Source organism: Noviherbaspirillum aridicola, from assembly GCF_019656455.1.
GTDB lineage: Bacteria > Pseudomonadota > Gammaproteobacteria > Burkholderiales > Burkholderiaceae_D > Noviherbaspirillum > Noviherbaspirillum aridicola.
Genome location: NZ_BPMK01000008.1, coordinates 22,231 through 45,362, shown reverse-complemented (window position 1 = coordinate 45,362; position 23,132 = coordinate 22,231). Strand labels below are relative to the sequence as shown.

At 67.2% G+C, this 23,132-nt stretch carries 22 protein-coding genes and 1 tRNA gene; 18 read left to right on the top strand and 5 right to left on the bottom strand.

Annotation, left to right across the window (positions count from 1 at the left end):
* Window positions 1–11 precede the first annotated feature (11 nt).
* The 7 genes from NCCP691_RS10105 to NCCP691_RS10075 are packed head-to-tail and all read left to right on the top strand — an operon-like array spanning window position 12 to window position 6,729.
* Entirely contained in the window at window positions 12–1,058 is a 1,047-nt protein-coding gene (locus NCCP691_RS10105) for a cysteine synthase family protein (protein ID WP_220808148.1), read from the top strand.
* Window positions 1,055–2,446 (top strand): MATE family efflux transporter, encoded by a 1,392-nt coding sequence (locus NCCP691_RS10100; protein WP_220808147.1) that lies wholly within the window; start codon window positions 1,055–1,057, stop codon window positions 2,444–2,446. The genes NCCP691_RS10105 and NCCP691_RS10100 overlap by 4 nt, the downstream gene beginning before the upstream one ends.
* Window positions 2,443–3,477, top strand: coding sequence for a FecCD family ABC transporter permease (locus tag NCCP691_RS10095; RefSeq protein ID WP_238482392.1), 1,035 nt, complete (start codon window positions 2,443–2,445; stop codon window positions 3,475–3,477). Before NCCP691_RS10100 ends, NCCP691_RS10095 begins: the two co-directional genes overlap by 4 nt.
* Window positions 3,474–4,508 (top strand): FecCD family ABC transporter permease, encoded by a 1,035-nt coding sequence (locus NCCP691_RS10090; RefSeq protein WP_220808146.1) that lies wholly within the window; start codon window positions 3,474–3,476, stop codon window positions 4,506–4,508. Before NCCP691_RS10095 ends, NCCP691_RS10090 begins: the two co-directional genes overlap by 4 nt.
* Before the next feature lies 1 nt (window position 4,509).
* A complete protein-coding gene (locus NCCP691_RS10085) occupies window positions 4,510–5,313 on the top strand; it encodes an ABC transporter ATP-binding protein (protein WP_220808145.1) in 804 nt (267 codons plus the stop codon).
* Window positions 5,310–6,269 carry an ABC transporter substrate-binding protein gene (locus tag NCCP691_RS10080; RefSeq protein WP_220808144.1) on the top strand — a complete coding sequence of 320 codons (960 nt, stop codon included), beginning with the start codon at window positions 5,310–5,312 and terminating at the stop codon, window positions 6,267–6,269. Before NCCP691_RS10085 ends, NCCP691_RS10080 begins: the two co-directional genes overlap by 4 nt.
* A 4-nt stretch (window positions 6,270–6,273) precedes the next feature.
* Window positions 6,274–6,729, top strand: coding sequence for a GNAT family N-acetyltransferase (locus NCCP691_RS10075; RefSeq protein WP_220808143.1), 456 nt, complete (start codon window positions 6,274–6,276; stop codon window positions 6,727–6,729).
* Between the two features lie 23 nt (window positions 6,730–6,752).
* On the opposite strand, the gene NCCP691_RS10070 is transcribed toward NCCP691_RS10075, so the two are convergent.
* Complete coding sequence (locus NCCP691_RS10070; RefSeq protein WP_220808142.1) at window positions 6,753–8,708, bottom strand: APC family permease; 1,956 nt, start codon at window positions 8,706–8,708, stop codon at window positions 6,753–6,755.
* A gap of 189 nt (window positions 8,709–8,897) precedes the next feature.
* Between NCCP691_RS10070 and NCCP691_RS10065 the strand changes: the two genes are divergently transcribed.
* From NCCP691_RS10065 to NCCP691_RS10050, 4 genes are all read left to right on the top strand, one after another.
* Window positions 8,898–8,982 (top strand) — tRNA-Leu (locus tag NCCP691_RS10065).
* 81 nt (window positions 8,983–9,063) lie between these two features.
* A complete protein-coding gene (locus tag NCCP691_RS10060; protein ID WP_220808141.1) occupies window positions 9,064–9,981 on the top strand; it encodes a 5'-nucleotidase in 918 nt (305 codons plus the stop codon).
* A 101-nt stretch (window positions 9,982–10,082) separates the two neighbouring features.
* Entirely contained in the window at window positions 10,083–11,201 is a 1,119-nt protein-coding gene (locus NCCP691_RS10055) for a PEGA domain-containing protein (RefSeq protein ID WP_220808140.1), read from the top strand.
* Between the two features lie 14 nt (window positions 11,202–11,215).
* Window positions 11,216–11,998: a TssQ family T6SS-associated lipoprotein gene (locus NCCP691_RS10050; RefSeq protein ID WP_220808139.1), complete on the top strand. Its 783-nt coding sequence runs from the start codon at window positions 11,216–11,218 to the stop codon at window positions 11,996–11,998.
* 434 nt (window positions 11,999–12,432) lie between these two features.
* Here NCCP691_RS10050 and NCCP691_RS10045 read toward each other — a convergent pair whose 3' ends face one another.
* Window positions 12,433–14,745, bottom strand: coding sequence for an NADP-dependent malic enzyme (locus NCCP691_RS10045; RefSeq protein ID WP_220808138.1), 2,313 nt, complete (start codon window positions 14,743–14,745; stop codon window positions 12,433–12,435).
* Between the two features lie 167 nt (window positions 14,746–14,912).
* Between NCCP691_RS10045 and thiL the strand changes: the two genes are divergently transcribed.
* From thiL to NCCP691_RS10030, 3 genes are all read left to right on the top strand, one after another.
* On the top strand, window positions 14,913–15,881 hold the full coding sequence (gene thiL, locus NCCP691_RS10040; RefSeq protein ID WP_220808137.1) for a thiamine-phosphate kinase: 969 nt from the start codon (window positions 14,913–14,915) through the stop codon (window positions 15,879–15,881).
* The gene (locus NCCP691_RS10035) at window positions 15,878–16,399 is read left to right on the top strand and encodes a phosphatidylglycerophosphatase A family protein (RefSeq protein ID WP_238482391.1); all 522 of its coding nucleotides are present in this window, start codon (window positions 15,878–15,880) and stop codon (window positions 16,397–16,399) included. The genes thiL and NCCP691_RS10035 overlap by 4 nt, the downstream gene beginning before the upstream one ends.
* A 221-nt stretch (window positions 16,400–16,620) precedes the next feature.
* Entirely contained in the window at window positions 16,621–17,109 is a 489-nt protein-coding gene (locus NCCP691_RS10030) for a CinA family protein (RefSeq protein ID WP_220808136.1), read from the top strand.
* On the opposite strand, the gene pyrF is transcribed toward NCCP691_RS10030, so the two are convergent.
* On the bottom strand, window positions 17,106–17,930 hold the full coding sequence (pyrF, locus tag NCCP691_RS10025; protein WP_220808135.1) for an orotidine-5'-phosphate decarboxylase: 825 nt from the start codon (window positions 17,928–17,930) through the stop codon (window positions 17,106–17,108). The two genes, NCCP691_RS10030 and pyrF, sit on opposite strands and share 4 nt — an antisense overlap.
* 62 nt (window positions 17,931–17,992) lie before the next feature.
* Here pyrF and NCCP691_RS10020 point away from each other — a divergent pair, with 62 nt between their 5' ends.
* Genes NCCP691_RS10020 through NCCP691_RS10005 form a run of 4 tightly spaced genes read left to right on the top strand, consistent with a single transcriptional unit; the run spans window position 17,993 to window position 20,843 of the window.
* The gene (locus tag NCCP691_RS10020) at window positions 17,993–18,883 is read left to right on the top strand and encodes a DMT family transporter (protein WP_220808134.1); all 891 of its coding nucleotides are present in this window, start codon (window positions 17,993–17,995) and stop codon (window positions 18,881–18,883) included.
* A gap of 48 nt (window positions 18,884–18,931) precedes the next feature.
* Window positions 18,932–19,525: a LemA family protein gene (locus NCCP691_RS10015; protein ID WP_220808133.1), complete on the top strand. Its 594-nt coding sequence runs from the start codon at window positions 18,932–18,934 to the stop codon at window positions 19,523–19,525.
* An 11-nt stretch (window positions 19,526–19,536) separates the two neighbouring features.
* Window positions 19,537–20,343: a TPM domain-containing protein gene (locus tag NCCP691_RS10010; protein ID WP_220808132.1), complete on the top strand. Its 807-nt coding sequence runs from the start codon at window positions 19,537–19,539 to the stop codon at window positions 20,341–20,343.
* On the top strand, window positions 20,343–20,843 hold the full coding sequence (locus NCCP691_RS10005; protein ID WP_220808131.1) for a TPM domain-containing protein: 501 nt from the start codon (window positions 20,343–20,345) through the stop codon (window positions 20,841–20,843). The genes NCCP691_RS10010 and NCCP691_RS10005 overlap by 1 nt, the downstream gene beginning before the upstream one ends.
* On the opposite strand, the gene NCCP691_RS10000 is transcribed toward NCCP691_RS10005, so the two are convergent.
* The gene (locus NCCP691_RS10000) at window positions 20,813–21,856 is read right to left on the bottom strand and encodes a M48 family metallopeptidase (protein WP_220808130.1); all 1,044 of its coding nucleotides are present in this window, start codon (window positions 21,854–21,856) and stop codon (window positions 20,813–20,815) included. The two genes, NCCP691_RS10005 and NCCP691_RS10000, sit on opposite strands and share 31 nt — an antisense overlap.
* Complete coding sequence (locus tag NCCP691_RS09995) at window positions 21,853–23,082, bottom strand: YjgN family protein (RefSeq protein ID WP_220808129.1); 1,230 nt, start codon at window positions 23,080–23,082, stop codon at window positions 21,853–21,855. Before NCCP691_RS09995 ends, NCCP691_RS10000 begins: the two co-directional genes overlap by 4 nt.
* Window positions 23,083–23,132 lie beyond the last annotated feature (50 nt).

The following is a 23,132-nucleotide window of genomic DNA, read 5'->3' as shown; positions in this document are numbered from 1 at the left end:
GAGCACACGACATGGACCGTCATCCTTCCCGGCAATCGCAGCACGTCGTCACGCGCGTATCGCAGCTGATCGGCAATACCCCCATGCTGCAGCTGTTATCGACCCGTTTCGGCAGCCGCATCCTGCTCAAGCTGGAACAATGCAACCCGACCGGCAGCGCCAAGATACGCATGGCGCGCCAGATGCTCGACGAAGCCGAGCAGCAGGGACTGCTGCGGCCTGGCGGCTGGGTGATCGAATCGACCTCGGGAAACACCGGCATGGGCCTGGCCCTGCTCGCCGCCGAACGCGGCTACCGGTTCACCGCGGTGGTCGATCACCATGCGGCAAAGGACAAGATCCGCGCGATGCAGGCCTACGGCGCAGAACTGATCTACGTGAATGAACACGGCGGCGACGCACTGGCGACGGCAGACCGCGAGGCGCTGGCCGAAAGCCTGGCCACCGGGCACGGCGCGTACTGGACCGAACAGCATAACAATCCCGCCAACGGCAACGCCTACAGCCACGTCGCGCAGGAGTTGCTGGACACCCTGGGCGAGGACCTGACCCACCTGGTCGGCGCGGTCGGCACCGGGGGTTCCCTGTTCGGCACGGCGCGCGTCCTGAAACCGCGATTGCCGCGGCTGCGGGTGATAGGCGTCGAGCCGGAAGGGTCGATTGCCTTTGGCGGCCCGGGCGGTCCCTACTACCAGTCCGGCACCGGCACGCCGCCCGGTGCCGCGATCGGCTCGCTCGTCGATTACGACGCGCTCGACGAAGGATTGAAGGTATCGGACCGGCAGGCCTTCAATACCGCCCGCTACCTGGCACGCCGCTACGCCTTGCTGGTGGGCGGCTCGGCGGGGGGCGTCCTTTACCAGGCCATCAGGCGCATCGGCTCCGCACCGCCCGGCAGCACTTTCGTCGTGCTGATCTGCGACGGCGGGGAGAAATACCTGGACACCGTATTCAACGACGACTGGATGCGGGAGCGCGACCTGCTCGACCCGGCCGTCGGCGAAGAACTCGAGCAGCTGATCGAGCAGCTGAGCGAACAATCGATGGAGCAGCCGTGAGCCTGGCGCAATGGCGGGCCGACAGCGCGCATATCGCTGCGCTTGCGGCGCCGCTGATCCTCACCCAGTTCGCGCAAGTGGCCTTGTCGACCACGGATATCGTGATGATGGGCCTGCTGGGACCGCTCGACCTCGCTGCCGGCGGGCTGGCGCTGGCGGTATTCAACGTGTTCCGCACGACAGGCGTCGGCCTGGTGACCCCGACCGGCAACCTCGTTGCCGCCGCCGGCGCAAGCGATGCGCAGGCCGACGCGGAGATCCGCGACCTGGTGCGCGCCAGCTTCGTGCTGGCGACGATGGCCGGACTCGCGTTCTGGTGCCTGATGCTGGGCGGCGGTACGCTGCTGCGATGGCTGGGACAGGACGAGGCCGTGGTCGCGAGGACTGCGGACTATCTGTTCGCGGCAGCGCCGGGCATGCTGCCGCTGCTGTGGTTTCACGCATTGCGCAACTTCACGGTGGGCATGCGGCGGCCCGGCCCGCTGCTGGCGATCACGCTGGCGTCGGTCGCGCTCAACGCCGTACTGAATGTGGTCCTGACCTTCGGCGCCTTCGGCATGCCGGGACTGGGGCTGGTCGGCATCGCCTGGTCCACGACCCTGGTCAATTTTCTGTCGTTCGCGATCTTTCTGCTGCTCGTGCGCCGGGATCCGATGCTGGCGCGCTTCCTGTCCATGCGCCTCTGGCGCGTCAGCCGCGGCGCGCTGACGCGGACCTGGAAGATGGGGCTGCCGGTGGCCGCGACCTACAGCTCCGAAGCCGGATTCTTCGCCGTGGTATCGCTGCTGGTCGGCGCCGTCGGAACCGCGGCGCTGGCCGCGCACACGGTGGTCAATCAGGCCGTCTACATCGTGTTCATGATCTCCGTCGGCCTGTCGCATGCCTCCTCCATCTGCATCAGCAAGGTCTGGGCCCGGAACGAGATCGCCGCCGCCCGGCGTTTCGGCTATACCGGCCTCGGCATGGGCGCCGCCTGCATGGCCGTGATCGGCCTCGCCTATCTCGCGCTGCCGCAGGCCGTGCTCGGCCTCTTCCTGCATTCCGCCGGTGAGAGCGACGCCGCGGTGGCCGCAATCGCCGGCCAGTTGCTGGTCATCGCCGCGGTGTTGCAGGTCTTCGATTGCGGCCAGAATATCGGCGTCGGCATCCTGCGTGGGGCCGGCGAAACCGGCAGCGCGTTCTTCATCACCCTGATCGGATACTGGGGGATCGGCCTGCCCGCCGCCTGGCTGCTGGGCGGGTACTTCCAGTTCGGCGCGCCCGGCATCTGGGCGGGCCTGACCATCGGCCTGATGGCGACCGCCGGTCAGCTGCTGATGCGTTTTCACCGCTTGATCGGCGCGCGCCTCGCCAGGGACGCGGCGACCGCGCCGGTACCCGCACGATGACGACGACCCCCCTTCATGCGCACGGATATCGCGCGGGCGCCGGGAAGCCGGCCTGGATGACGGCGACTTTCTGCGGCATCACGTTTTTCATCCTGTGCGGCAGCGCCGGCATGGCCCTGCTGGTCGGCGCGATCCCGGTGACGACGGCGCAGGTCGTGGAGGCGCTGCTCCGGGGCGGCGGCGACCAGGCCGGGGTCGTGATCTGGTCGCTGCGCGCACCGCGGGTGGCGGTCGCCGTCCTCGCAGGCGCCTGCATGGCAACGTCGGGGGCACTGATGCAAGGCATGACGCGAAACCCCCTTGCCGACCCGACGCTGACCGGCGTCGCCGCCGGCGCCGCATGCGCGATCGTGGTCGCGCAGACATGCTGGCCATCGCTCACCCCGGTCTGGCATCCCGTTCTCGGCATCCTGGGCGGACTGCTGGCGGCGGCACTGACCTTCGCGCTGACCTGGCGGGAACGCTTCTCCCCCGCCCATCTCGCGCTGGCCGGGCTGGCGGTGACGGCCTTCGCCACCGCCGGCATCACGACCGTGCTGGTCATCTCCGGCCCGGAGGCGGCATCGCTGTTCTTCTGGCTGAGCGGCGGGCTGGCCGGACGCGGCTGGGAGCATGTCCGGCTGGTCTGGCCATGGGCGCTCGCGGGGGCCTTGCTTGCACTGATCTGCGCGCGGCCGCTCAACCTCATGGCGCTCGGCGACGACGCGGCACAGTCGCTCGGCCTGCACCTGCCTGCCTGGCGCATCGCCTGTGGCGCCGCCGCCGTCATGCTCGCCGCCGCGGCAGTGGCCGTTGCGGGACCGCTCGGTTTCGTCGGCCTCTGCGCGCCGCACCTGACGCGGCTCTGCGTCGGCGGCGATCACAGGAGGCTGATTCCCGCCGCTGCGCTGTTCGGCGCGGCGCTGGTCTGCGTGGCCGATCTGCTGGCGCGGACGGTGGCCGCGCCGCGTGAACTGCCGTCGGGATTTTTCACCGCACTGCTCTCCGCGCCGCTGCTGATCCGGCTGATTCAGCGCCGGGGGCACGCATGACGCCGCGCGCATCCCTGCGCCGCACACTGGCGCTGACGACGTCGGCGGCCGTGCTGCTGCTACTGCTCGCGGTGCTCGCGACCTTCGAGGGCGCGGCCGACATGTCGGCGGCCAGCGTCGCGCAGGCGCTGTTCGGTTCCGCTTCCGGCACGGATGGCACCATCATCCGGCAGCTGCGGCTGCCGCGCGTCGTGCTGGCCATGCTCATCGGCGCGCATTTCGCGCTGAGCGGCATGATCCTGCAATCCGCCCTGCGCAATCCGCTGGCCGACCCCGGCGTGCTCGGCATATCGTCCGGCGCCACGCTGGCCGTCATGCTGTTTCTGCTGTTCGACGTCTTTCTCGGCACCAGCGACAGCAGCAGGCTCGACAATTATCCCGTCACCTGGCTGCCGGCTGTCGCCCAGCTCGGCGGAACCGGCACCGTCGTGCTGGTCTACCTCCTGGCCTGGCACGGCGGCGCCACGCCCGCGCGGCTCATTCTCTCCGGCATTGCCGTCGGCGCCGGCATGCATGCGGTCGCGATGGGCGTGCTGTCGGGGTGGGGTTCGACACGCATCGAAGTCGTACTCAACTGGCTGTCCGGCAGCCTGTACGGCAAGGACTGGCAGCATCTGTATCCCCTGCTGCCATGGACGCTGCTCGGTGCGCTGACACTGCCCTTCATCATGCGGCCGATGGGCGTACTCGCGCTGGGCGACGACTGCGCACGCAGCCTCGGCCTGCAGGCGGAACGCTGGCGCCTCGTCCTGGTGGCGATGGCGGGTTCGCTCGCCGCGGCCGCGGTGGCGGTCGCCGGGCCGGTCGGCTTTCTCGGGCTGCTCGTGCCACACATCGCCAGGCGGCTGGCCGGCGGATCGCCGCGCCATCAGCTGCCACTGGTCTTGCTGCTCGGCGCAAACCTGGCGCTGGCCGCGGATCTGGCGGGCCGCATACTGATCGTCCCGGACGAAGTGCCGGTCGGCGCCGTCACCGCGCTGCTGGGCGCTCCCTTTTTCCTTTATCTGATGGCGCGACGCCGACACGCATAGCATGACTCTGACCTGTACCGGCCTGTCCCTCGGATACGGCGGAAGACCCATCATCAGCCAGCTTTCCCTCGCGCTGCCCAAGGGCCGCATCACCACCCTCATCGGCCCCAACGGCTGCGGCAAAAGCACCCTGCTGCGCGGCCTGGCCGGGCTGCTGCCGCCGCAACAGGGGCAGGTTCAGCTGGACGAGAAGAGCCTCTCGTCCTGGCCGCGCAGGCAGCTTGCGCGGCGGCTGGCATTCCTGTCGCAGACGCCGACGCCGCCCGAGGGACTCACGGTGAGAGACATGGTGCGGCACGGGCGCTTTCCCCACCAGTCGCTTCTCGGGGGCGAACAGGCCTGCGATCGCGACGCCGTCCATTGGGCGCTGACCGCCACCCGCATGCTCGGCTTCGCAGACCGGCTGATGACCGAGCTTTCCGGCGGTGAGCGGCAGCGTGCGTGGATTGCCATGGCGCTGGCGCAACAGGCGGACATCCTGTTGCTGGACGAGCCCACCACCTATCTCGATCTGCACCATCAACTGGAAGTGCTGCAGCTGCTGACCGCGCTGAACGCGACCCACGGCATCACCCTGGTCATGTCCCTGCATGACCTCAACCACGCCATGCGCTACTCCCACCATACGGTGGTCCTCGATGGCGGACGCATCGCGGCCAGCGGCGCCCCGTCCAGGATCATCGAGCCGGGCCTGCTGCGCCGTGTATTCAAGGTACGGGCCACCGTCTTCGAACGCGAAGATTGCGCCCTGCCCGTTTGCTATCCCGAAGAAACGCTGTCTTCACAGCCACAGGAATCGCCATGACACATCCGATGAGAACCGCCCTGGCCGCCCTGGGAATGCTGACAATTGCCGGCGCCGTGCACGCCGGCACCCCGCCGCTGACCGACGACCGCGGCAAGACACTGCGCCTGCCCGGCGCCGCCACGCGCATTGCCGGCGTCTCCTACTTCGCCGCTGACACCGCCCTGGCTTTCGGCATCCGGCCCGTCGCATCGAGCTTCCTCGTAAGGGCACGAAGCCCCGGGTATCTGCTCGACTGCATGGACGGGGTACAGAACCTCGGCCAGCGCGCCGCCCCCAATCTCGAACTGATGGCGAAGGCCAGGCCCGACCTGATCGTCGCCATCAAGCGCTACACCGAGGCCAATGCCGCCAGGCTGGAGCAGATCGCCCCTTACATGGCATTGCGGCTGGAGACGTTCGCCGACAGCGACCGCTCGATCCTCCTGATGGGCGATGCAATGAACAAGCGGACCGAAGCGGAAAAGCTGAATGCCGATTTCAGGTCGGCTCTCCGGGACCATGCCTCACGCGCACCCGGCATCAAGCCCCGCTCCTACCTCTTCCTCTGGGGCAGCGGCGACGCCCCCTGGGCGTTCTACAACGAGCACATGACCGCTTCCGTCATCAACGCGGTCGGCGGCGTCAATGTCGCGGGATCCAATCCGACGCCCGCCGTGCCCGACAATACCGCGTTCGAGATGAGCGTGGAGGCGATGCTGGCGGCCGACCCCGAGGTGATCTTCATCTACGACTACGGTCCGCAGCGGCGTTTCGAAAGCAACCCGGTATGGCGCCAGCTCAAAGCCGTGAAGAACCGGCGTGTCGTGTATGTCGGGGACCACTGGATCGAGTCGCACGGGCCGGTCGCGCGACAGCTGCTGCTGCGCGAAGCCGCGCATCACCTGCATCCGGATATTTTCCCCGGCCCCGACGCGCGCGCCGTATCGTCGTCCATGCTTCCGCACTGCGGCTGATCCCATGCTCGACTGGACATGGCTGCCCTTCCACGCGCTGACGCCCGAGCAGCTTTACGACGCGATGATGCTCAGGCAGCGTGTCTTCGTGATCGAACAGCGCTGTCTCTATCCCGACGCCGACGGCCTCGATCCCGCATGCCGGCACGGCCTCGCGTACTCGCCGTCCGGCACGCTGCATGCCTATGCCCGGATCCTGCAACCCGGCGTACGTCACCCCGAGCCTTCCATCGGCAGGGTGGTGGTCGTGCCCGAACTGCGCGGCAGAGGCCTCGGCCGCGACCTCATGCAGGCGGCAATGCGTGAAGCGATGCGCCTGTTCCCCGGGCAGCCGCTGCGCATTTCGGCGCAGGCGCATCTGCGGGATTTCTACCGTCAGTTCGGCTTCGAGCCATCGGGGCCGGTTTACGACGATGCGGGAATTCCGCACGTCGACATGTTCAGTCGGGGGCCCGTGTAGTGATGATTGCGGTGGCCGGGCAGTCACACCTTCATCGGCAAAATCACCATCTGCAAACTCTCGAAATGCAGCCGGCGCTGTATCGCCAGCGCGGCCTGGTTGTGCAGCAGGCGGGTGAACCAGTTGTCCTGTTCGAACACCAGCTTGGAGGTGAAGAAGATCGCGTTCGGGTACTCCTGGCTGATCGCTTCGCACAGCTTGGTGACTTCATCGACGACGTCGGTGCCGAAGCCGAGATAGGCGGCAGAGGCCATGTTGTGGCTGTGGCAGAAGTCGACGAAGTACTTGAGCGTGGCGTTGGCCTCGGCGCGCATCTGTTCCATCGCGCCCTCGCCGCCGTAGGCATGGGAGTCGACGGTGCGGGCGTTGACGAAGATGAAGTTCTTGAAGTGGCCGGGGAACATGCGCTGCACCCAGAGCAGCGCATGCAGGCCGCCGCCGCGCGAGGAGCCGACGATGAAGACCGCGGTCTGTGCCTGCGGGTCGGGTTCCACCGCGCCGGTGTGGCGGCCGAAGGGCTGGTTGGCGAAGACCTGGTCGACCGAGTGGATCGCGCGCTTGGTCTCGTGGTAGTGGTTGCGGATGTAGAGACAGAGGCAGGACATCGCCGCGATGATGAGCGCGGCCGCCCAGCCGCCCTGGGCGAACTTCTCGACCAGAAGAATGGAGAGGATGGCCGCGCAGATCAGGAAGCCGGTCAGCGACAGCAGCAGCCGACGCAGCCAGTACTTCTGCTGCTTGTGAGTGAGCCAGTAGACGACGAGGCCGAACAGCGAAATCGCGAAGGTGAGGAATACCGAGACCGAGTACAGCACGACCAGGACCGTCACCTTGCCGCCGGTCCAGAACAGGATGGCGAGCGCGGCGATGCCCATGACCAGAATGCCGTTCTGCGTGACGAGACGGGTGGAGAGGTAGCGGAACTTGTGCGGCACCCAGGAATCGGCGGCCATGTTCGACAGCACCGAGGGACCGCCGAGGAAGCCGGTATTGGCGGCGACGAACAGCAGGCCGGCTTCGAAGGCGAGCACGATCACCAGCATCAGGTTGCTGGTCCAGGCGCCGAGGCCGAAGCTGTCGATGATGGCCTTGAAGGTGGTCGCGTTGAGCGTCTGCCCTTCCACCGGCTTCGCGTCCCAGAGCAGGTAGAGCAGGATGATGCCGCTGGCGGTGAAGGCGAGCGAGAGCGCCATGTACACCATGGTGATCTTGCCGGTGCGCACGCGCGGCTCGGCCAGGATGTTGACGTTGTTGGAGACGGCTTCCAGGCCGGTATAGGTGCCCCCGCCCTGCGAGTACGCGAGCAACAGCATGCCGGCCAGCCCGATCCAGCCGATGTCGGTGGCCAGCGCCCGGGTTTCGTCGAGCGTCACCGGCACCAGTTCCGGCAGATAGGATGCGTGGGCGAAGATGCCGTAGACGATCAGCGCGAAATGCGTGATCACGAAGCCGAGAAAGATCGGCAGCAGCACGCGGATGGCTTCCTTCAGGCCGCGCAGGTTGAGGATGATGAGCACGCCGATGAAGAAGGCCTCCGCCCACAGCTTGTAGGGATGGAAGCCGAGCGGCAGCAGCGAGAACAGCGCCTCGACGCCGGCCGCGACGGAAATCGCGATGGTGAGCACATAGTCGAGTATCAGCGCGCAGCCGGCGACCAGGCCGAGATGCGGTCCGACCAGGTGCGAGGCGACGCGGTATCCGCCGCCGCCCGTCGGGAACAGCTCGATCACCTGGTTGTAGGCGAGCGCGATGATGAAAACGGTGGCGGCGGTGGCGATCGCGAGGTAGAGACCGAGATGGGCATGCTCGCCGAGCGCGCGGAAGGTTTCTTCCGGGCCGTAGGCGGACGAGGACAGTCCGTCGGCGCCCAGCCCTACCCACGCAAGAAAGGCCACCAGGGCGAGCGAATGCCGAGTTTCGGATTTCAGCGGATCGAGCGCCTTGCCGAGCACTATTTCGCGGATCTTCGTGTACTTCATTGTGGTTGCGCCCGGCACGGGTTCGTTCGGAAGAAGTTGGCGATGATACGCCTTCCGATTCCGCAATGACAATGCATGCGCGGCCGTCGTGTTGCTCCTTCCATGCAAATCGGGGATAATTGCCCCTCGCGTCGCCAGGCACTTCGGCCGACGCGCAGAGTCCGGGTCCTCCGGCCTCTTCCGCATACTGCCCGGGTGGTGAAATTGGTAGACGCGCCGGACTCAAAATCCGGTTCCGAAAGGAGTGTCGGTTCGATTCCGACCCCGGGCACCAATCCAATGCTTCCGCCGACACGCCCGCACGACACATGCCGGCCTCGCGGCTTATACTGGCGGCTTCCGTGGACCATCTGCCATGCCAGTCACCCTCGATAATCTGCTCGTCATCGGTATTTCCTCGCGCGCCCTGTTCGACCTCGAGGCGGAGGAAGCGATTTTCCGCAACCAGGGTCTGGAAGCCTATCGCCGCCACCAGCTGGAGAACGAAAACGACATCCTCAAGCTCGGCGCCGGTTTCGCGCTGGTGCGGGCGCTGCTCAAGCTGAACGTGCTGGTGCATAACCAGCGCTTCGTCGAAGTCGTGATCATGTCCCGCAATTCGTCGGAGACCTCGATGCGGATCTTCAATTCGATCCGCCATTATGATCTCGACATCACCCGCGCGGTCCTCTCCGGCGGCGCCTCGCTGGCCCCCTATCTGCGCGCCTTCAATGTCAGCCTGTTCCTGTCGCTGCACGAGGACGACGTGCAGGCGGCGATCGACTCCGGCGTGGCCGCCGCCAGGCTGTACCAGAAACCGGGCAACGCTTTCGAGGAACTCGACCAGATCCGGATCGCCTTCGACGGCGACGCGGTGATTTTTTCGGACGAATCGGAACGGATTTTCCAGACGCAGGGCATCGAGGCCTTTGAAAACCATGAGCGCGAGAATGCCCTCAAGCCGCTGCCGGAAGGACCGTTCGCCAGGCTGCTCAAGGCGCTCTCCTACATCCAGAACAACGTCAAGGCCGGCGACGGCCGGAGCTCGCCGATCCGTACCGCGCTGGTGACCGCACGCTCTTCTCCGGCGCACGAGCGCGTGATCCGCACGCTGCGCGCCTGGGATGTGGCCATCGACGAGACCTTCTTCATGGGAGGCGTCGCCAAGTCCGACGTGCTGGCCGCCTTCAGGCCCCACATCTTTTTCGACGACCAGCCCGGCCATTGCGAGCGCGCCGCGCCGCTGGTGCAGACCGGACTGGTCCCGCTGCGCAAGCCCGGCGTGGATGCCTGAACGCGACAGTATTGCTTCTTGTAAATATATCCGCAGGTCAATATTTTCCCGCAAACGGGTAAAATGCCGGCTCCGGCCACAAGCCGCCTGCCTGCATTCCCATGATTGACGCCACCCCGCCGCTCAAGCAGCTGAACCGCACGTTCATCGGAAGCGTGCTCTTCATCGACATCGTCGGCTATTCGACGCGGACGGTGCCCGACCAGCTGGAGATGAAGGAATGGTTCAACCGCCTGCTCGGCGCGGCGGTGCAGAACGTGGCGGCGAGCGAACGCATCATGGTGGACACCGGCGACGGCGCGGCGATCGCCTTTCTCGGCGATCCGGAAGACGCGCTGTTCGCGGCGCTCGCGCTGCGCGACGCGGTGGAGGATGCCGAGCTGCCGCTGGGCGAACCCGGCTTCGTGCGCATGGGGATCAATCTCGGCCCGCTCAAGATCGTCAGGGACATCAACGGCCACACCAACATGATCGGCGACGGGGTCAATGACGCCCAGCGGGTCATGAGCTTCGCCGACCCGGGACAGGTGATGGCGTCCCATTCCTATTACGACATCATTTCCCGCTTCTCGCGCGACTACACCCAGCTCTTCACCTATGAAGGCACGCGCCACGACAAGCATGTGCGCGAGCACGAGGTATATCGCTTCGGGGCGGCGAAGGACAATGAATCGCTGGCGGAGAAGATGCGCGAGCGTTCGCGCGCGCGCCACCTGCAGAGCGAGCATGAGGATGTACCGCCGGCGGCAGCCGCCCGCGGCGCAAGACCCGGCGGCCGCAACGGCATGATCGTCATGGCGCTGGCCGCCATCGCCGCCATCGCCGGCGGGGCCTGGTTCTGGCGCGGATCGCCGCCGCCAGCCGCGGCGCTGGCGGCATCCGAGCCGCCGCCGGCCGTGGCAAAAGCCCCCGCGCCCGTGCCGGCACCCGCGCGACCGGAACCGGTCGCGGTGGCGGCCACGGCGGACGCGCCGGAACGGAAGACGGAAAAGGCCCCGGAACCGGCCCCGGTCAAGCCCGGCACGGTCAAACTTGCGGTGGCCCCGTGGGGCGAGATTTATGTGGACGGCAGCCGCAAGGGCGTCAGCCCGCCGATGAAATCGATCGCCCTGCCGCCGGGCAAGCACCGCATCGAAGTCCGCAACGGCGACTTCGCCCCCTATCGTGAAACCGTGGACGTCAAGAGCGGCGCCGAGACCACGGTGCAGTACGTGTTTTGACAAGGACTGGAAGCATGCAACACATGAAAGCGGCGGCGCTGCTGCTGTCGGCGCTCCTGGCCGGCTGCGCGCAGATGCCGTTCAAGGGCGGGGATGGCGCCAGGCCGGAGGCGGCAGGCGAGTCCGCGTCGCGCTATGAGCAGGGCCTGAAGCATTACCGCGACAGCCGCTTCGACGCCGCCCTCACCGAGCTGAACGCAGCCATTGCCGACGGACGGCTGTCGGCGTCGGAAGTGACGAACGCGCGAAAGCACCTCGCATTCATCCACTGCATGAACGGACGCGAGCTGCAATGCCGGGAGCAGTTCCAGCTTCTGCTCAAGGCCGATCCCGACTTCGATCTCGCGGCCAACGAAGCCGGTCACCCGCAATGGGGCCCGGTCTGGCGCTCGGCCAAGGGATTGTCGGAACAGCAGCGGGCGCTGTCGCGCGCCAAGGGCTTTCTCGCCAGTGCCGGCCAGCAGAAGCTGGCGGAAGGCATCAGGCACTATGAGGCGGGACGCTACAAGGAATCGCTGGACACCCTGCAGGCCGCGCTGCGCTCGGGACTGCCCTCGAAGACGGAGGAACTGCTCGCGCACAAGCACATGGCGTTCGCCTATTGCCTGAGCAATCGGGCAAAAGAATGCCGCGGCGAGTTCCGCCAGCTGTTCCAGATCGATCCGGGCTTCGAGCTGCTGCCCTCGGAAGCCGGCCATCCGGCATGGACCAGGCTCTACCGCGCCGAAAAGGCGGCCGCGAAAAAATCGGCGGCCGGGGCGGTGAAGAAGGCGGCGGGGCAGGGTCGCGGGAAGTAGACGGCGGGGTCTGACTGAGGCGGGTTTCGTGCCGGCGCAGCGGAGGTGGCGCGGCGTGCATCGCGGTGGCGCGATCTGCGTATCAACTGCTCTCCGGACCACCGGGGTTTGGGCCGGCAGGGACGCCGGCCCTACTTGTTCAGGCTGAGTGGGGCCGGCCTGCCTGCCGGATCAGCGGAGGTGGCTCGGCCTGCGTCGCGTCGCGCGATTTGCGTACCAATCGCTCTCCGGACCACCGGGGTTTGGGCCGGCAGGGACGCCGGCCCTACTTGTTCGGCCTGAGTGGGGCGGCGTCCCTGCCGGACCAGCGGAGCCCGCACAAGCTCATCGCAGCTGACCGCCCTCACTCCACGAACACCCGCCCCATGTTCCGCACAAAAAAAACCGCCCCTGAACAGGAGCGGCTTTTCCACATGCACTGAATAACTCCCGGCTCAACGCTCCGCAACCGCGTCCATCACGCACAGGGCCGTCATGTTGACGATGCGGCGCACCGTGGCCGAGGGTGTCAGGATGTGGACCGGCTTGGCGCAGCCGAGCAGGATCGGGCCGATGGCGATGCCGTTGCCCGCCGCCGTCTTCAGCAGGTTGTACGAGATGTTGGCGGCGTCGATGTTGGGCAGCACCAGCAGATTGGCTTCCGCCTTGAGGGTGGAATCCGGCATGATCGACTGCAGCAGCTTGGGATCGAGCGCGGCGTCGCCATGCATTTCGCCGTCGACTTCCAGCTCGGGCGCACGTTCGCGCACGATCTCCAGCGCGGCGCGCATCTTCTTTGCCGAGTCGCTGTTGCTGGTGCCGAAGTTGGAATGCGACAGCAGCGCGGCGCGCGGATGCAGGCCGAAGCGGCGCATTTCCTCGGCGGCGAGGATGGTGATTTCGGCGAGCTGTTCCGCGGTCGGATTCTCGTTGACGTGGGTGTCGACCAGCACCACCTGACGGTTCGGCAGGATCAGTGTGTTCATCGCGGCGTAGGTGTTGACGCCCTCGCGCTTGCCCAGCACCTGGTCCACGTAATGCAGGTGCAGCGGCACCGTGCCGAAGGTACCGCAGATCATGCCGTCGGCATGGCCCTTGTGGATCATCATCGCGCCGATCAGCGTGTGGCGGCGGCGCATTTCCAGCCGCGCCCACTGCTCGGTGACGCCCTTGCGACGGGTCATGTTCAGGTATTCCTGCCAGTACTCGCGATAACGCTCGTCGTATTCGGGATTGATGGTCTCGAAGTCGACTTCGGGACGCATGCGCAGGCCGAACTTCTCGATGCGCTGCGCCAGCACGGCGGGGCGGCCGACGACGATCGGCTTGGCCAGCTTTTCGTCGATCACCACCTGCACCGCGCGCAGCACGCGCTCTTCCTCGCCCTCGGCAAAGACGATGCGCTTCATGCTGGCCGGCGCCTTCTTGGCGATCGCGAAGATCGGCTTCATGAAGGTGCCGCTGTGGTAGACGAACTTTTCGAGGCTGGCCGCATAGGCCGCCATGTCCTGGATCGGACGGCTGGCCACGCCCGAGGTTTCGGCCGCGCGCGCCACCGCCGGCGCGATCTTGATCATCAGGCGCGGGTCGAAAGGCTTGGGAATCACATATTCCGGGCCGAAGGAGAGGTTGCTGATGCCGTACGCGGTGGCCACCACGTCCGACTGCTCGGCCTGGGCCAGGTCGGCGATCGCGTGCACCGCCGCGATTTCCATCTCGCGGGTGATCGTGGTGGCGCCGGAGTCGAGCGCGCCGCGGAAGATGTAGGGGAAGCACAGCACGTTGTTGACCTGGTTCGGATAGTCCGAACGCCCGGTGGCGATCACCGCGTCGTTGCGCACCGACTTCACTTCTTCCGGCAGGATTTCCGGCGTCGGGTTGGCCAGCGCCAGGATCAGCGGCTTGTCGCGCATCTGCCTGACCATCTCGGGCTTGAGCACGCCGCCGGCCGACAGGCCGAGGAAGATGTCGGCGCCGGGGATCACCTCGGACAGGGTGCGCAGCGGCGTGTCCTGGGCAAAGCGTTCCTTGTCCGGATCCATCAGCTCGGTGCGGCCCTTGTAGACCACGCCGGCGAGGTCGGTCACGTAGATGTTCTTGATCGGGAAGCCGAGGTCGACGATCAGGTCGAGGCAGGCCAGCGCCGCGGCGCCCGCGCCGGACACCACCAGCTTGCACTCGTCGATCTTCTTGCCGACCACCTTCAGTCCGTTGAGGATGGCGGCGCCGACGATGATCGCGGTGCCGTGCTGGTCGTCGTGGAAGACCGGGATCTTCATCCGCTCGCGCAGCTTGCGCTCGATATAGAAGCACTCCGGCGCCTTGATGTCTTCCAGGTTGATGCCGCCGAAGGTGGGTTCGAGCGCGGCGATCACGTCGCACAGCTTGTCCGGGTCGGTCTCGTTGACCTCGATGTCGAAGACGTCGATGCCGGCGAATTTCTTGAACAGCACGCCCTTGCCTTCCATGACCGGCTTGGCGGCCAGCGGGCCGATCGGACCCAGGCCGAGCACGGCGGTGCCGTTGGTGATGACCGCGACCAGGTTGCCGCGCGCGGTATAGCGGAAGGCATTGGCGGGATCGGCGACGATCTCTTCGCAGGCGGCGGCCACGCCGGGAGAGTAGGCCAGGGCCAGGTCGCGCTGGTTGGTCAGCTGCTTGGTGGGTGTGACGCTGATTTTTCCGGGGGTCGGGAACTCATGGTACTCGAGCGCCGCCTGACGCAGTTGCTGGCGGAGTTCTTCCTTGGGATCGTTCGTCGATTCCATGATGTGGCCTTCCTTTTTGGAACGTGGAAAAAGAGGCGATTCTAGCAGACCGGACCTTGCGTTCCGATACGTGATTTATGCAGTGTAGGGCAAAGGCAGCGTGAGTGCGGCTTCGGGAAAACCGAAGTTACGAAAGTTTCGCGGGCCGGCTTCTGTACAATCGCGGGATGTTGTCCGAATTCGATCTCATCGCCCGTTATTTCACGAGAACGCCCCGCCGCAGCGACACCACCGTGCTGGGTGTCGGCGACGACTGCGCGCTGCTCGCGCCGCCGCCGGGCGCGCAGCTGGCCATCTCTTCCGACATGCTGGTCGAGGGCAGGCATTTCTTCCCCGGCGCCGATCCGAAGGCTTTGGGCCACAAGAGCCTCGCCGTCAATCTGTCCGACCTGGCCGCCATGGGCGCGCGCCCGCTGGGCTTTACGCTGGCGCTGGCGCTGCCCGAGGCAGAGCCGGACTGGCTGGCGGGTTTCTCCGCCGGCTTGCTGGCCCTGGCCGATCTCCACGGCTGCGAGCTGATCGGCGGCGACACCACCCGCGGGCCCCTCAATATCTGCATTACCGTGTTCGGCGCCGTGATGCCGGGGCAGGCGCTGCGCCGGGATGCGGCGCGCCCGGGCGACGACGTCTGGATTTCGGGCAGCCTCGGCGATGCCCGGCTGGCGCTGGCCGGCTACCGCCAGGAGCTGGCGCTCACGCCGCAGGAACTGGATGAGGCCGCGCCGCGCATGCATCGGCCGACGCCCCGGGTGGCGCTCGGCACGGCGCTGGCCGGCATCGCGCACGCCGCGATCGACATCTCGGACGGCCTGGCCGGCGATCTCGGCCATATCCTGAAACGCTCCGGCGTCGGCGCGGAACTCGATGCCGACGCCCTGCCCGCCGGCCCGGTCCTGGCCCGGCGCGATGCCGCGCTGCGCCGCGAATACACGCTGGCGGGCGGCGACGACTATGAACTCTGCTTTACCGCGCCGACGGAGCGCCGCGAGGAAGTTCTCGCCGCGGCCCTGGCAGCGGGCACGCCGGTGACGCGCGTCGGCCGCATCGCCGCCGAACCCGGACTGCGCCTGCTCGACCGCGACGGACGGCCGCTCGCGCTGCAACCGACTTCCTTCGATCATTTTTCCGAAACATGACCCCCGTCGATACCGGCCATGCCGGCGCCATCAAGCCGGACGCCCGCTTCATGCTTTCCGATCCCGCCCACCTCATCGCCCAGGGTTTCGGCAGCGGACTGTCGCCGGTCATGCCCGGCACCTTCGGCACCCTCTTCGCCTGGCTGTCGTTCCATGCGCTGAGCGTGCGCTGGCCCGCGGTCTTCACGCCGGGCGCGTGGGCGCTGCTGATCGTCGGCGGTTTCATTGCCGGCATCTGGGCCTGCGGGCGCACCGCGCGCAACATGGGGGTGGACGACCACGGCAGCATGGTCTGGGACGAGGTGATCGGCTTCTGGCTGGTGCTGCTGTTCGTGACGCCGGGCGATTTCGCGACCCAGTTCTGGGCCTTTGTCTGGTTCCGGGTGTTCGACATGATCAAGCCGCCGCCGATCCGGCAGATCGACCGCCATGTGGGCGGGGGCCTCGGCGTGATGTGGGACGATATCGCGGCGGCCTTTTACACGCTGCTGCTGATCGCGGTCTGGCGCGCGATCTGACGCGCAAAAAAAAGTCGCGGTCGGCCAGACCGCGACAAGCTCGAAGCAAAACACCCTTTGGCGGCGTCGCTCAACGCATCCAGTACGGATTCTGCGCGCGCCGCGCACGCGCTGCTTGAGCGGCGTCAGGTCCGGCTCCCGTTCCGCGCGCGGACAGCGCAAAGCCGGGACCCGGTGGTACATTCCCCCGACGGGGAACCCCCTAAAGGAGCGCAACAGAAATGAACAGCGACATCATCGACCTGGCGGCCGCCGCCGGCCGCGCCCTGCGCGACAAGGGATGGATGCTGGCGACCGCCGAATCCTGCACCGGCGGCGGCATAGCGCAGGCCGTCACCGAGATTGCCGGTTCTTCCGAATGGTTCGACCGCGGCTTCGTCACCTACTCCAACCAGTCCAAGTCCGAACTGCTGGACGTGCCGGCGGCGCTGATCGAGCGTTTCGGGGCCGTCAGTGAAGAAGTGGCGCAGGCCATGGCGGCCGGAGCGCTTGCGCGCAGCGGCGCCCGCGCCGGCATGTCGACCACCGGCATCGCCGGCCCCGGCGGCGCGGTGCCGGGCAAGCCGGTCGGCACCGTCTGCTTCGGCTGGGCGCTGGGCGACAGGACCTGGACCGAGCGGCACGTATTCGCCGGCGACCGCCGGGCGGTGCGGGAACAGAGCGTCGCCCACGCCCTGCGCGGGCTGCTGCGGCTGCTGAAAGAGAACTAGCGGAAGGCGTTGATCGCGTCGCGCGTCTCGATCGCCACCCGGCGCGAGGCGGCGGCGAAATCCTCGCCCGCCTGCAGGTCGGGGCTGGCGTACAGGATTGCACGCGAGGAATTGATCATCATGCCGCTGCCGGCGGCGTTCCTGCCCGCCTTCACCGTTGCCTCGATGTCGCCGCCCTGGGCGCCGATGCCGGGCACCAGCAGCGGCATGTCGCCGACGATGCGCCGCACCTCGGCAAGCTCGTCGGGGAAGGTCGCGCCGACCACGAGTCCGCACTGCCCGTTGCGGTTCCATTTCTCGGCCACCATGCGCGCCACATGCTTGTACAGCGGTTCGCCGTCCACCTTGAGGAATTGCAGGTCGGAGCCGCCGGGGTTGGAGGTGCGGCACAGGATGATGATGCCGCGGTCGGTCCATTCCAGGTAGGGCGCGACCGAGTCGTAGCCCATGTAGGGACTGACGGTGACGGCGTCGGCGCCGTAGCGCTCGTAGGCTTCCCGCGCATACTGTTCCGCGGTGGCGCCGATGTCGCCGCGCTTGGCGTCGAGCACTATCGGGATATGCGGATAGGCGCTGCGCAGGTAGGCGCACAGCGCTTCGAGCTGGTCTTCCGCGCGCAGTGCCGCGAAGTAGGCGATCTGCGGCTTGAAGGCGCAGGCGGCATGCGCGGTGGCGTCGGCGACCGCCTTGCAAAAGGCGTAGATCGCGTCCGGCTGGGCCCGGAACTCGGGCGGAAGCCTGGCGATGTCGGGATCGAGGCCCACGCACAGGAGGGAATTATTGGCGTTCCAGGCGGCGGCGAGTTTTTCGGTGAAAGTCACGAGGAAGGTCTGCTGATTGTCGAACAAGCAGCATTGTAACTTGCCATGCTATCGTTTCGGCCATGACGCAGCTCTCCCGCACCCACTGGATTCTTCTCGCCCTGCTCACCCTGTCCTGGGGCTTCAACTGGCCGATCATGAAGATCGGCGTCACCGATTTTCCGCCGCTGACCTTCCGCGCGCTCGGCATGCTCGGCGGCCTGCCGGTGATCTGGCTGGCGGCGTGGCTGCAGAAGGATTCGCTCGCGATTCCGCCCGGCGGCGCCATGACGCTGTTGCGCCTGGCCATTCCCAACATGCTGATCTGGCACGTGTTCATGATCCTCGGCGTCAAGATGCTGTCCTCCGGCCGCGCCGCCATCCTCGGCTACACCATGCCGGTCTGGGCGGCGCTGTTCGGCGTTCTGCTGTTCCGGGAGAAACTCGGGCGCGCGGCCTGGTTCGGCATCGGCTGCGCCTTCGGCGGCGCGCTGCTGCTGCTGTCGAGCGAGTTCGGCAAGCTGGCCGGCAATCCCGCCGGCAGCGTCTTCGCGCTCATCGCCGCCGCCGGCTGGGGCTTCGGCACCGTCCTCATGCGGCGCTCGACGCTGCAGATGCCGACCTCGGCGATCACATTCTGGATGCTGGCGATGGCCACCGCGGGCATGTTGCTTGCGGCTTTCATCCTCGAACGCGACGCCTGGCACCAGCCCGACGCCGCCACCTGGGGCGCGATCCTGTACAACGCGATCATCATCTTCGGCTTCGCGCACGTGGTCTGGTTCATGCTTGCGCGCAGCCTGCCCCCGGTGGCCTCGAGCCTGTCGGTCATGATGATTCCGGTGCTCGGCGTCTTTTCGGGCGCCTGGCTGCTGGGCGAAACCCCGCACTGGCAGGACTATGCGGCGATGCTGATGATCCTGGCCGCCATGAGTTCGGTGCTGTTGAAACGGCCGGGCGCCGCCCATAAATGAGCGCCGTGGCAGAATTTCCAAGTTGACAGTAAAAAAGGACAAGACAAGATGAAGATCTGGCTCAGATGGATGGCCGTCGCCCTGCTCGCCGGCATGCTCGGCGGCTGCGGCTACAACGAATTCCAGAACAAGGACGAACAGGTCAAGGCCGCCTGGGGCGAGGTGGTCAACCAGTACCAGCGCCGCGCCGACCTGATCCCCAACCTGGTCAACACCGTCAAGGGCTATGCCTCGCACGAGAAGGAAACCCTGGAATCGGTGACGCGGGCGCGCGCCGCCGCCACCAGTTTCCAGATCACGCCCGAGGTGCTCAACGATCCCCAGGCTTTCCAGAAATTCCAGCAGGTGCAGGGCGAGCTTTCCGGCGCGCTGTCGCGCCTGATGGCGGTGTCGGAAAACTATCCCAACCTCAAGGCCGATGCCAGCTTCCGCGACCTGCAGTCGCAGCTGGAAGGCACCGAGAACCGCATCACGGTGGCGCGCCAGCGCTACATCGCGGCGGTGCGCGACTATAACGTGCTCGCCCGCAGCTTCCCGACCAACCTGACGGCGATGATGTTCAACTACGAGGTCAAGCCTTCGTTCACGGTGGAGAACGAGCGGGCGATCTCGAACGCACCGACCGTCAACTTCGGCAAGTAAGCGCCCGACCGATGGCAAGGTTCTTCCTCACCCTGCTGCTGGCCATGTTCGCCGCGGGCGCGGCCGCGCAGGAATTCGTGCCGGTGCCGCCGCTGACGTCGCGCGTCACCGACAAGGCCGGCATGCTGAGCGAAAACCAGCAGGCGATGCTGGAGAACGTGCTGAAGGAATATGAGGAAAGGACCGGCAGCCAGATCGCGATCCTGCTCGTGCCCCGGACCGAACCGGAGGCGATCGAGCAATACAGCATCCGCGTGCTCGATGAATGGAAGCTCGGCCGCAAGGGCGTCGACGACGGCGTGCTGCTGGTGGTCGCGAAGGACAACCCGCCTGCGCTGCGCCGCCTGCGCATCGAGGCCGGGCGCGGCGTGCAGGGCTCGCTGACCGATGCCCAGTCCAAGCGCATCCTGCAGGACGTGATCGCGCCGCATTTCAGGCAGAACGATTATTACGGCGGCCTCGCCGCCGGCGTCTCGGCGATCACCGCCCTGCTCGACAAGGAACAGCTGCCGGCGCCGGAGCGACGCGAGGCGGCCGAGGAAGGCGCCGATTTCTCCTTTGGCCTGTTCCTGTTCTTCATGTTCCTGTTCCTGATGCTGTCGCGCCGGCGTTCGTCGCGCTATGCCCGTCACCGCCACGGATGGGGCGGCGCGGTGCCGGGCGTGATCCTCGGCGGTGGCTTCGGGCACGGGCACCACGGCGGCTTCGGGGGTGGCGGCTTCGGTGGCGGGGGCTTCGGTGGCGGGGGCTTCGGCGGCGGCGGTTTCTCCGGCGGCGGCGGAACGGGCGACGGCGGCGGCGCTTCGGGGAACTGGTGATGAAAACATTCAGACGTCTTCTGCGCCACCTGCTGACTACCGGCCGCGCCGGCAAGCGCGCATTCCCGCCCGCGACGCTGCAGGCGATCGAGACGGCGATCGCCGAGGGCGAGACCCGGCACCGCGCCGAACTGCGGCTGATCGTCGAACCCTCGCTCGATCTGCAGGATGTGCTCAACGGCATGAGCGCGCGGGATCGGGCGCGCGAGCTGTTCGCGCAGTACGGCGTCTGGGACACGGAAGAGAACTGCGGCGTACTCGTCTACATCAACCTGGCCGACCACCAGGTGGAGATCGTCGCCGACCGCGGCGTGGGCCGCGTCGTCACCGCCGCCGACTGGCAGCATGCCTGCCGCACCATGACCACCGGTTTCGCGGGCGGCGAGTATCACCGCAGCGTGCTGGCCGCGCTGGGCGAGCTCAATGCCCTGCTCGAGCGGCACTACCCCGACGACGGCTCGACCCGCAATCAGTTGGCCGACAAACCCGTCATGCTCTGATCGGCGCGGCGGAACCGCTCGATGCGCTCGGCGTCGGCGGGATGCGAACTCAGGTATTCCATTGCTTCTTCCTCCTCGGCGTCGCGCGTGCCGCGGCTGTCGTCGTCGTGCCCGGCGTCCGCCATGCGCTCGAACAGGTCCGCCATCGGCGACATCGGCAGGCGATTCGCCTGCATCACGCCGATCGCGTAGCTGTCCGCCTCGCGCTCGAAATCGCGTGAATAGGCCTGGTCGAGCAGGAAGGTGGGTGCCGCCGCGAGCGCGGTCGAGACATCGCCGACGAGCAGATTGATGACCACGCCCACGCCGATGGTCTGCAACAGTCCGCGCAGCGAATGCCGCTGCTGGAGATGGCCGAGTTCATGCGCGAGCACGCCGAGCACGGCCTCGTCGGCCGGGGCGGCCGCCACCAGCTGGTCGGTCATCACGATCACGCCGTTGGGCAGCGCGAACGCATTCGGTCCGACCTTGCTGTGCCTGAATTCGATCCGGTACGCCGGGCTTCCGGCCGGCTTGCGCATGGCGGCGAAGCGCTCGCGCAGCGCGGCCTGGCGCTGCGGGCTCAGGCGCGAAGGCTCCATGAAGCCTTCGTCCATCAGCGCCAGCTGCTCGTCGCCGATACGCCGCGCCAGCTCCGCCGGCAACTGACGCGCGATCGCATCGGCGGCGGCGGGAAGGCCCCATTGATAGCCGGCGATCAGCACCGCCAGCAGCGTGAGCAGCGACAGCAGCGACAGCGGCCAGTTGCGCTGCCAGCGCACGATCCTCGGTTCGCGATATCCGTTCTTGCGCAGCAGGCGCGGCAGGCCCGGGTCCTCGCACTCTATGCGCGTGCCGTCGGGCAGCATGAGTATGCGCGGCGCATGTTCGAGCGGCTCGGAGACCCGCACCTTCGACAGCCGCACGCTGCGGCGCACGCCGTCGCCGTCGAGTGCGAGCAAGCCGCGATGGAACAGCAGCTGTACCGGGTGCCGGCGGCTGGTCTCGCCGTCGTAGTAGTGGGCGGTGATCATAGGCCGATGTCGATGTCGAACAGGTCGCCGGCTTCCTGCCCCGCCGCGCCGGCGTCGTCGGCGCCATGGTCGGCGCGCAGGTCTTCCAGTCCGCCGACCGCCACCAGCGCCATCGAGGCGACGCGGTAGCGCACCAGGCGCACGGTGGCGAAGGGTTTGTAGAGGCCGAGCGTGAGCGTGATCAGCATCAGGTTGCTGGCATGGATCCAGAGCAGGTGGCGGGCGCTGGCCCGGCTTTCGAAACGATGCATGCCGACCTCGGTGTCGTTCCAGACCAGGTTCTGCAGCCGCGCCTCCAGGTAGGGCCGCACGAACAGGTAAAAGGCGTAGGCGCTGGCCAGGCCATAGAGCAGCGCGAACAGCCAGCCGAACATGGTGGCCATCAGCCAGGACGACAGCCTGGCGGTGAGCATGCCGAAGATGGCGGCCGGGATTCCGCCCAGGAAGACCAGGCCGAGCGCCTTGCCATAGACGGCGAAGAAACCGCGCACCCGGCCGTGATAGTAGAAGGCGGTCTGGCCATAGTCGGCCTGTTCATGCTGATAGCGCTTGAGCGCATAGTGCGCCAGGGGCACGGTGGCCCCGAGGGCGACGATGGGCAGGATGCCGGCCAGCAGGATCACGCCGACGCCGGGGTTGGCGCGGAACGAGGCCACCAGGCTCCAGACGAACAGCCCCGTCAGCGCGAGCATGGCGGGAAACAGGATCAGCCGCGCATAGGCCTGGCGCGCACTGCCGCGAAACCGGAAGCGGATGCCGCGATAGCTGGTGTTGGCCAGCTTGAAGCGGAAGGCGCGCGCCAGCAGCCAGGGCGTGATCGCGGCCAGCAGCAGGGCCACCGCCACCGCGGCGACCGCCGAGATGTCGAAGGAGATCTTGTAGGCCGCAACCAGCAGCAGCGCGAGAATTCGGCCGCGAAGGATGGCCTTCGGACTGCCGTGGAAATCGAAGACGGCGCCGTCGAGACGGGTATTGCGGTAGAAGTACTGCAGGCGGCGCACCTTGGCCCAGGCCGAGTAGACGCCCAAGGTCAGCAGCGTCAGCAGCAGGTTGACCACCCAGATGCGGAAGTATTCGCTGCCGCTGCCGGTGAATTCGAAGGGCATGCGCACCGGCTCATCGTCGGCGGGCGCCGGCGCCGTCGTTCGGGAACGCAGGGGCGCGGGCGCGAGAGAAGCCGCAGGCGCCGCCCTTGCCGGAACCTCCGGCTCAAGCGCCAGTTCCATGCCACCGTCCGCCATCCCCCCTCCCCTTGCCTTTTCATTCAGCCATGGAC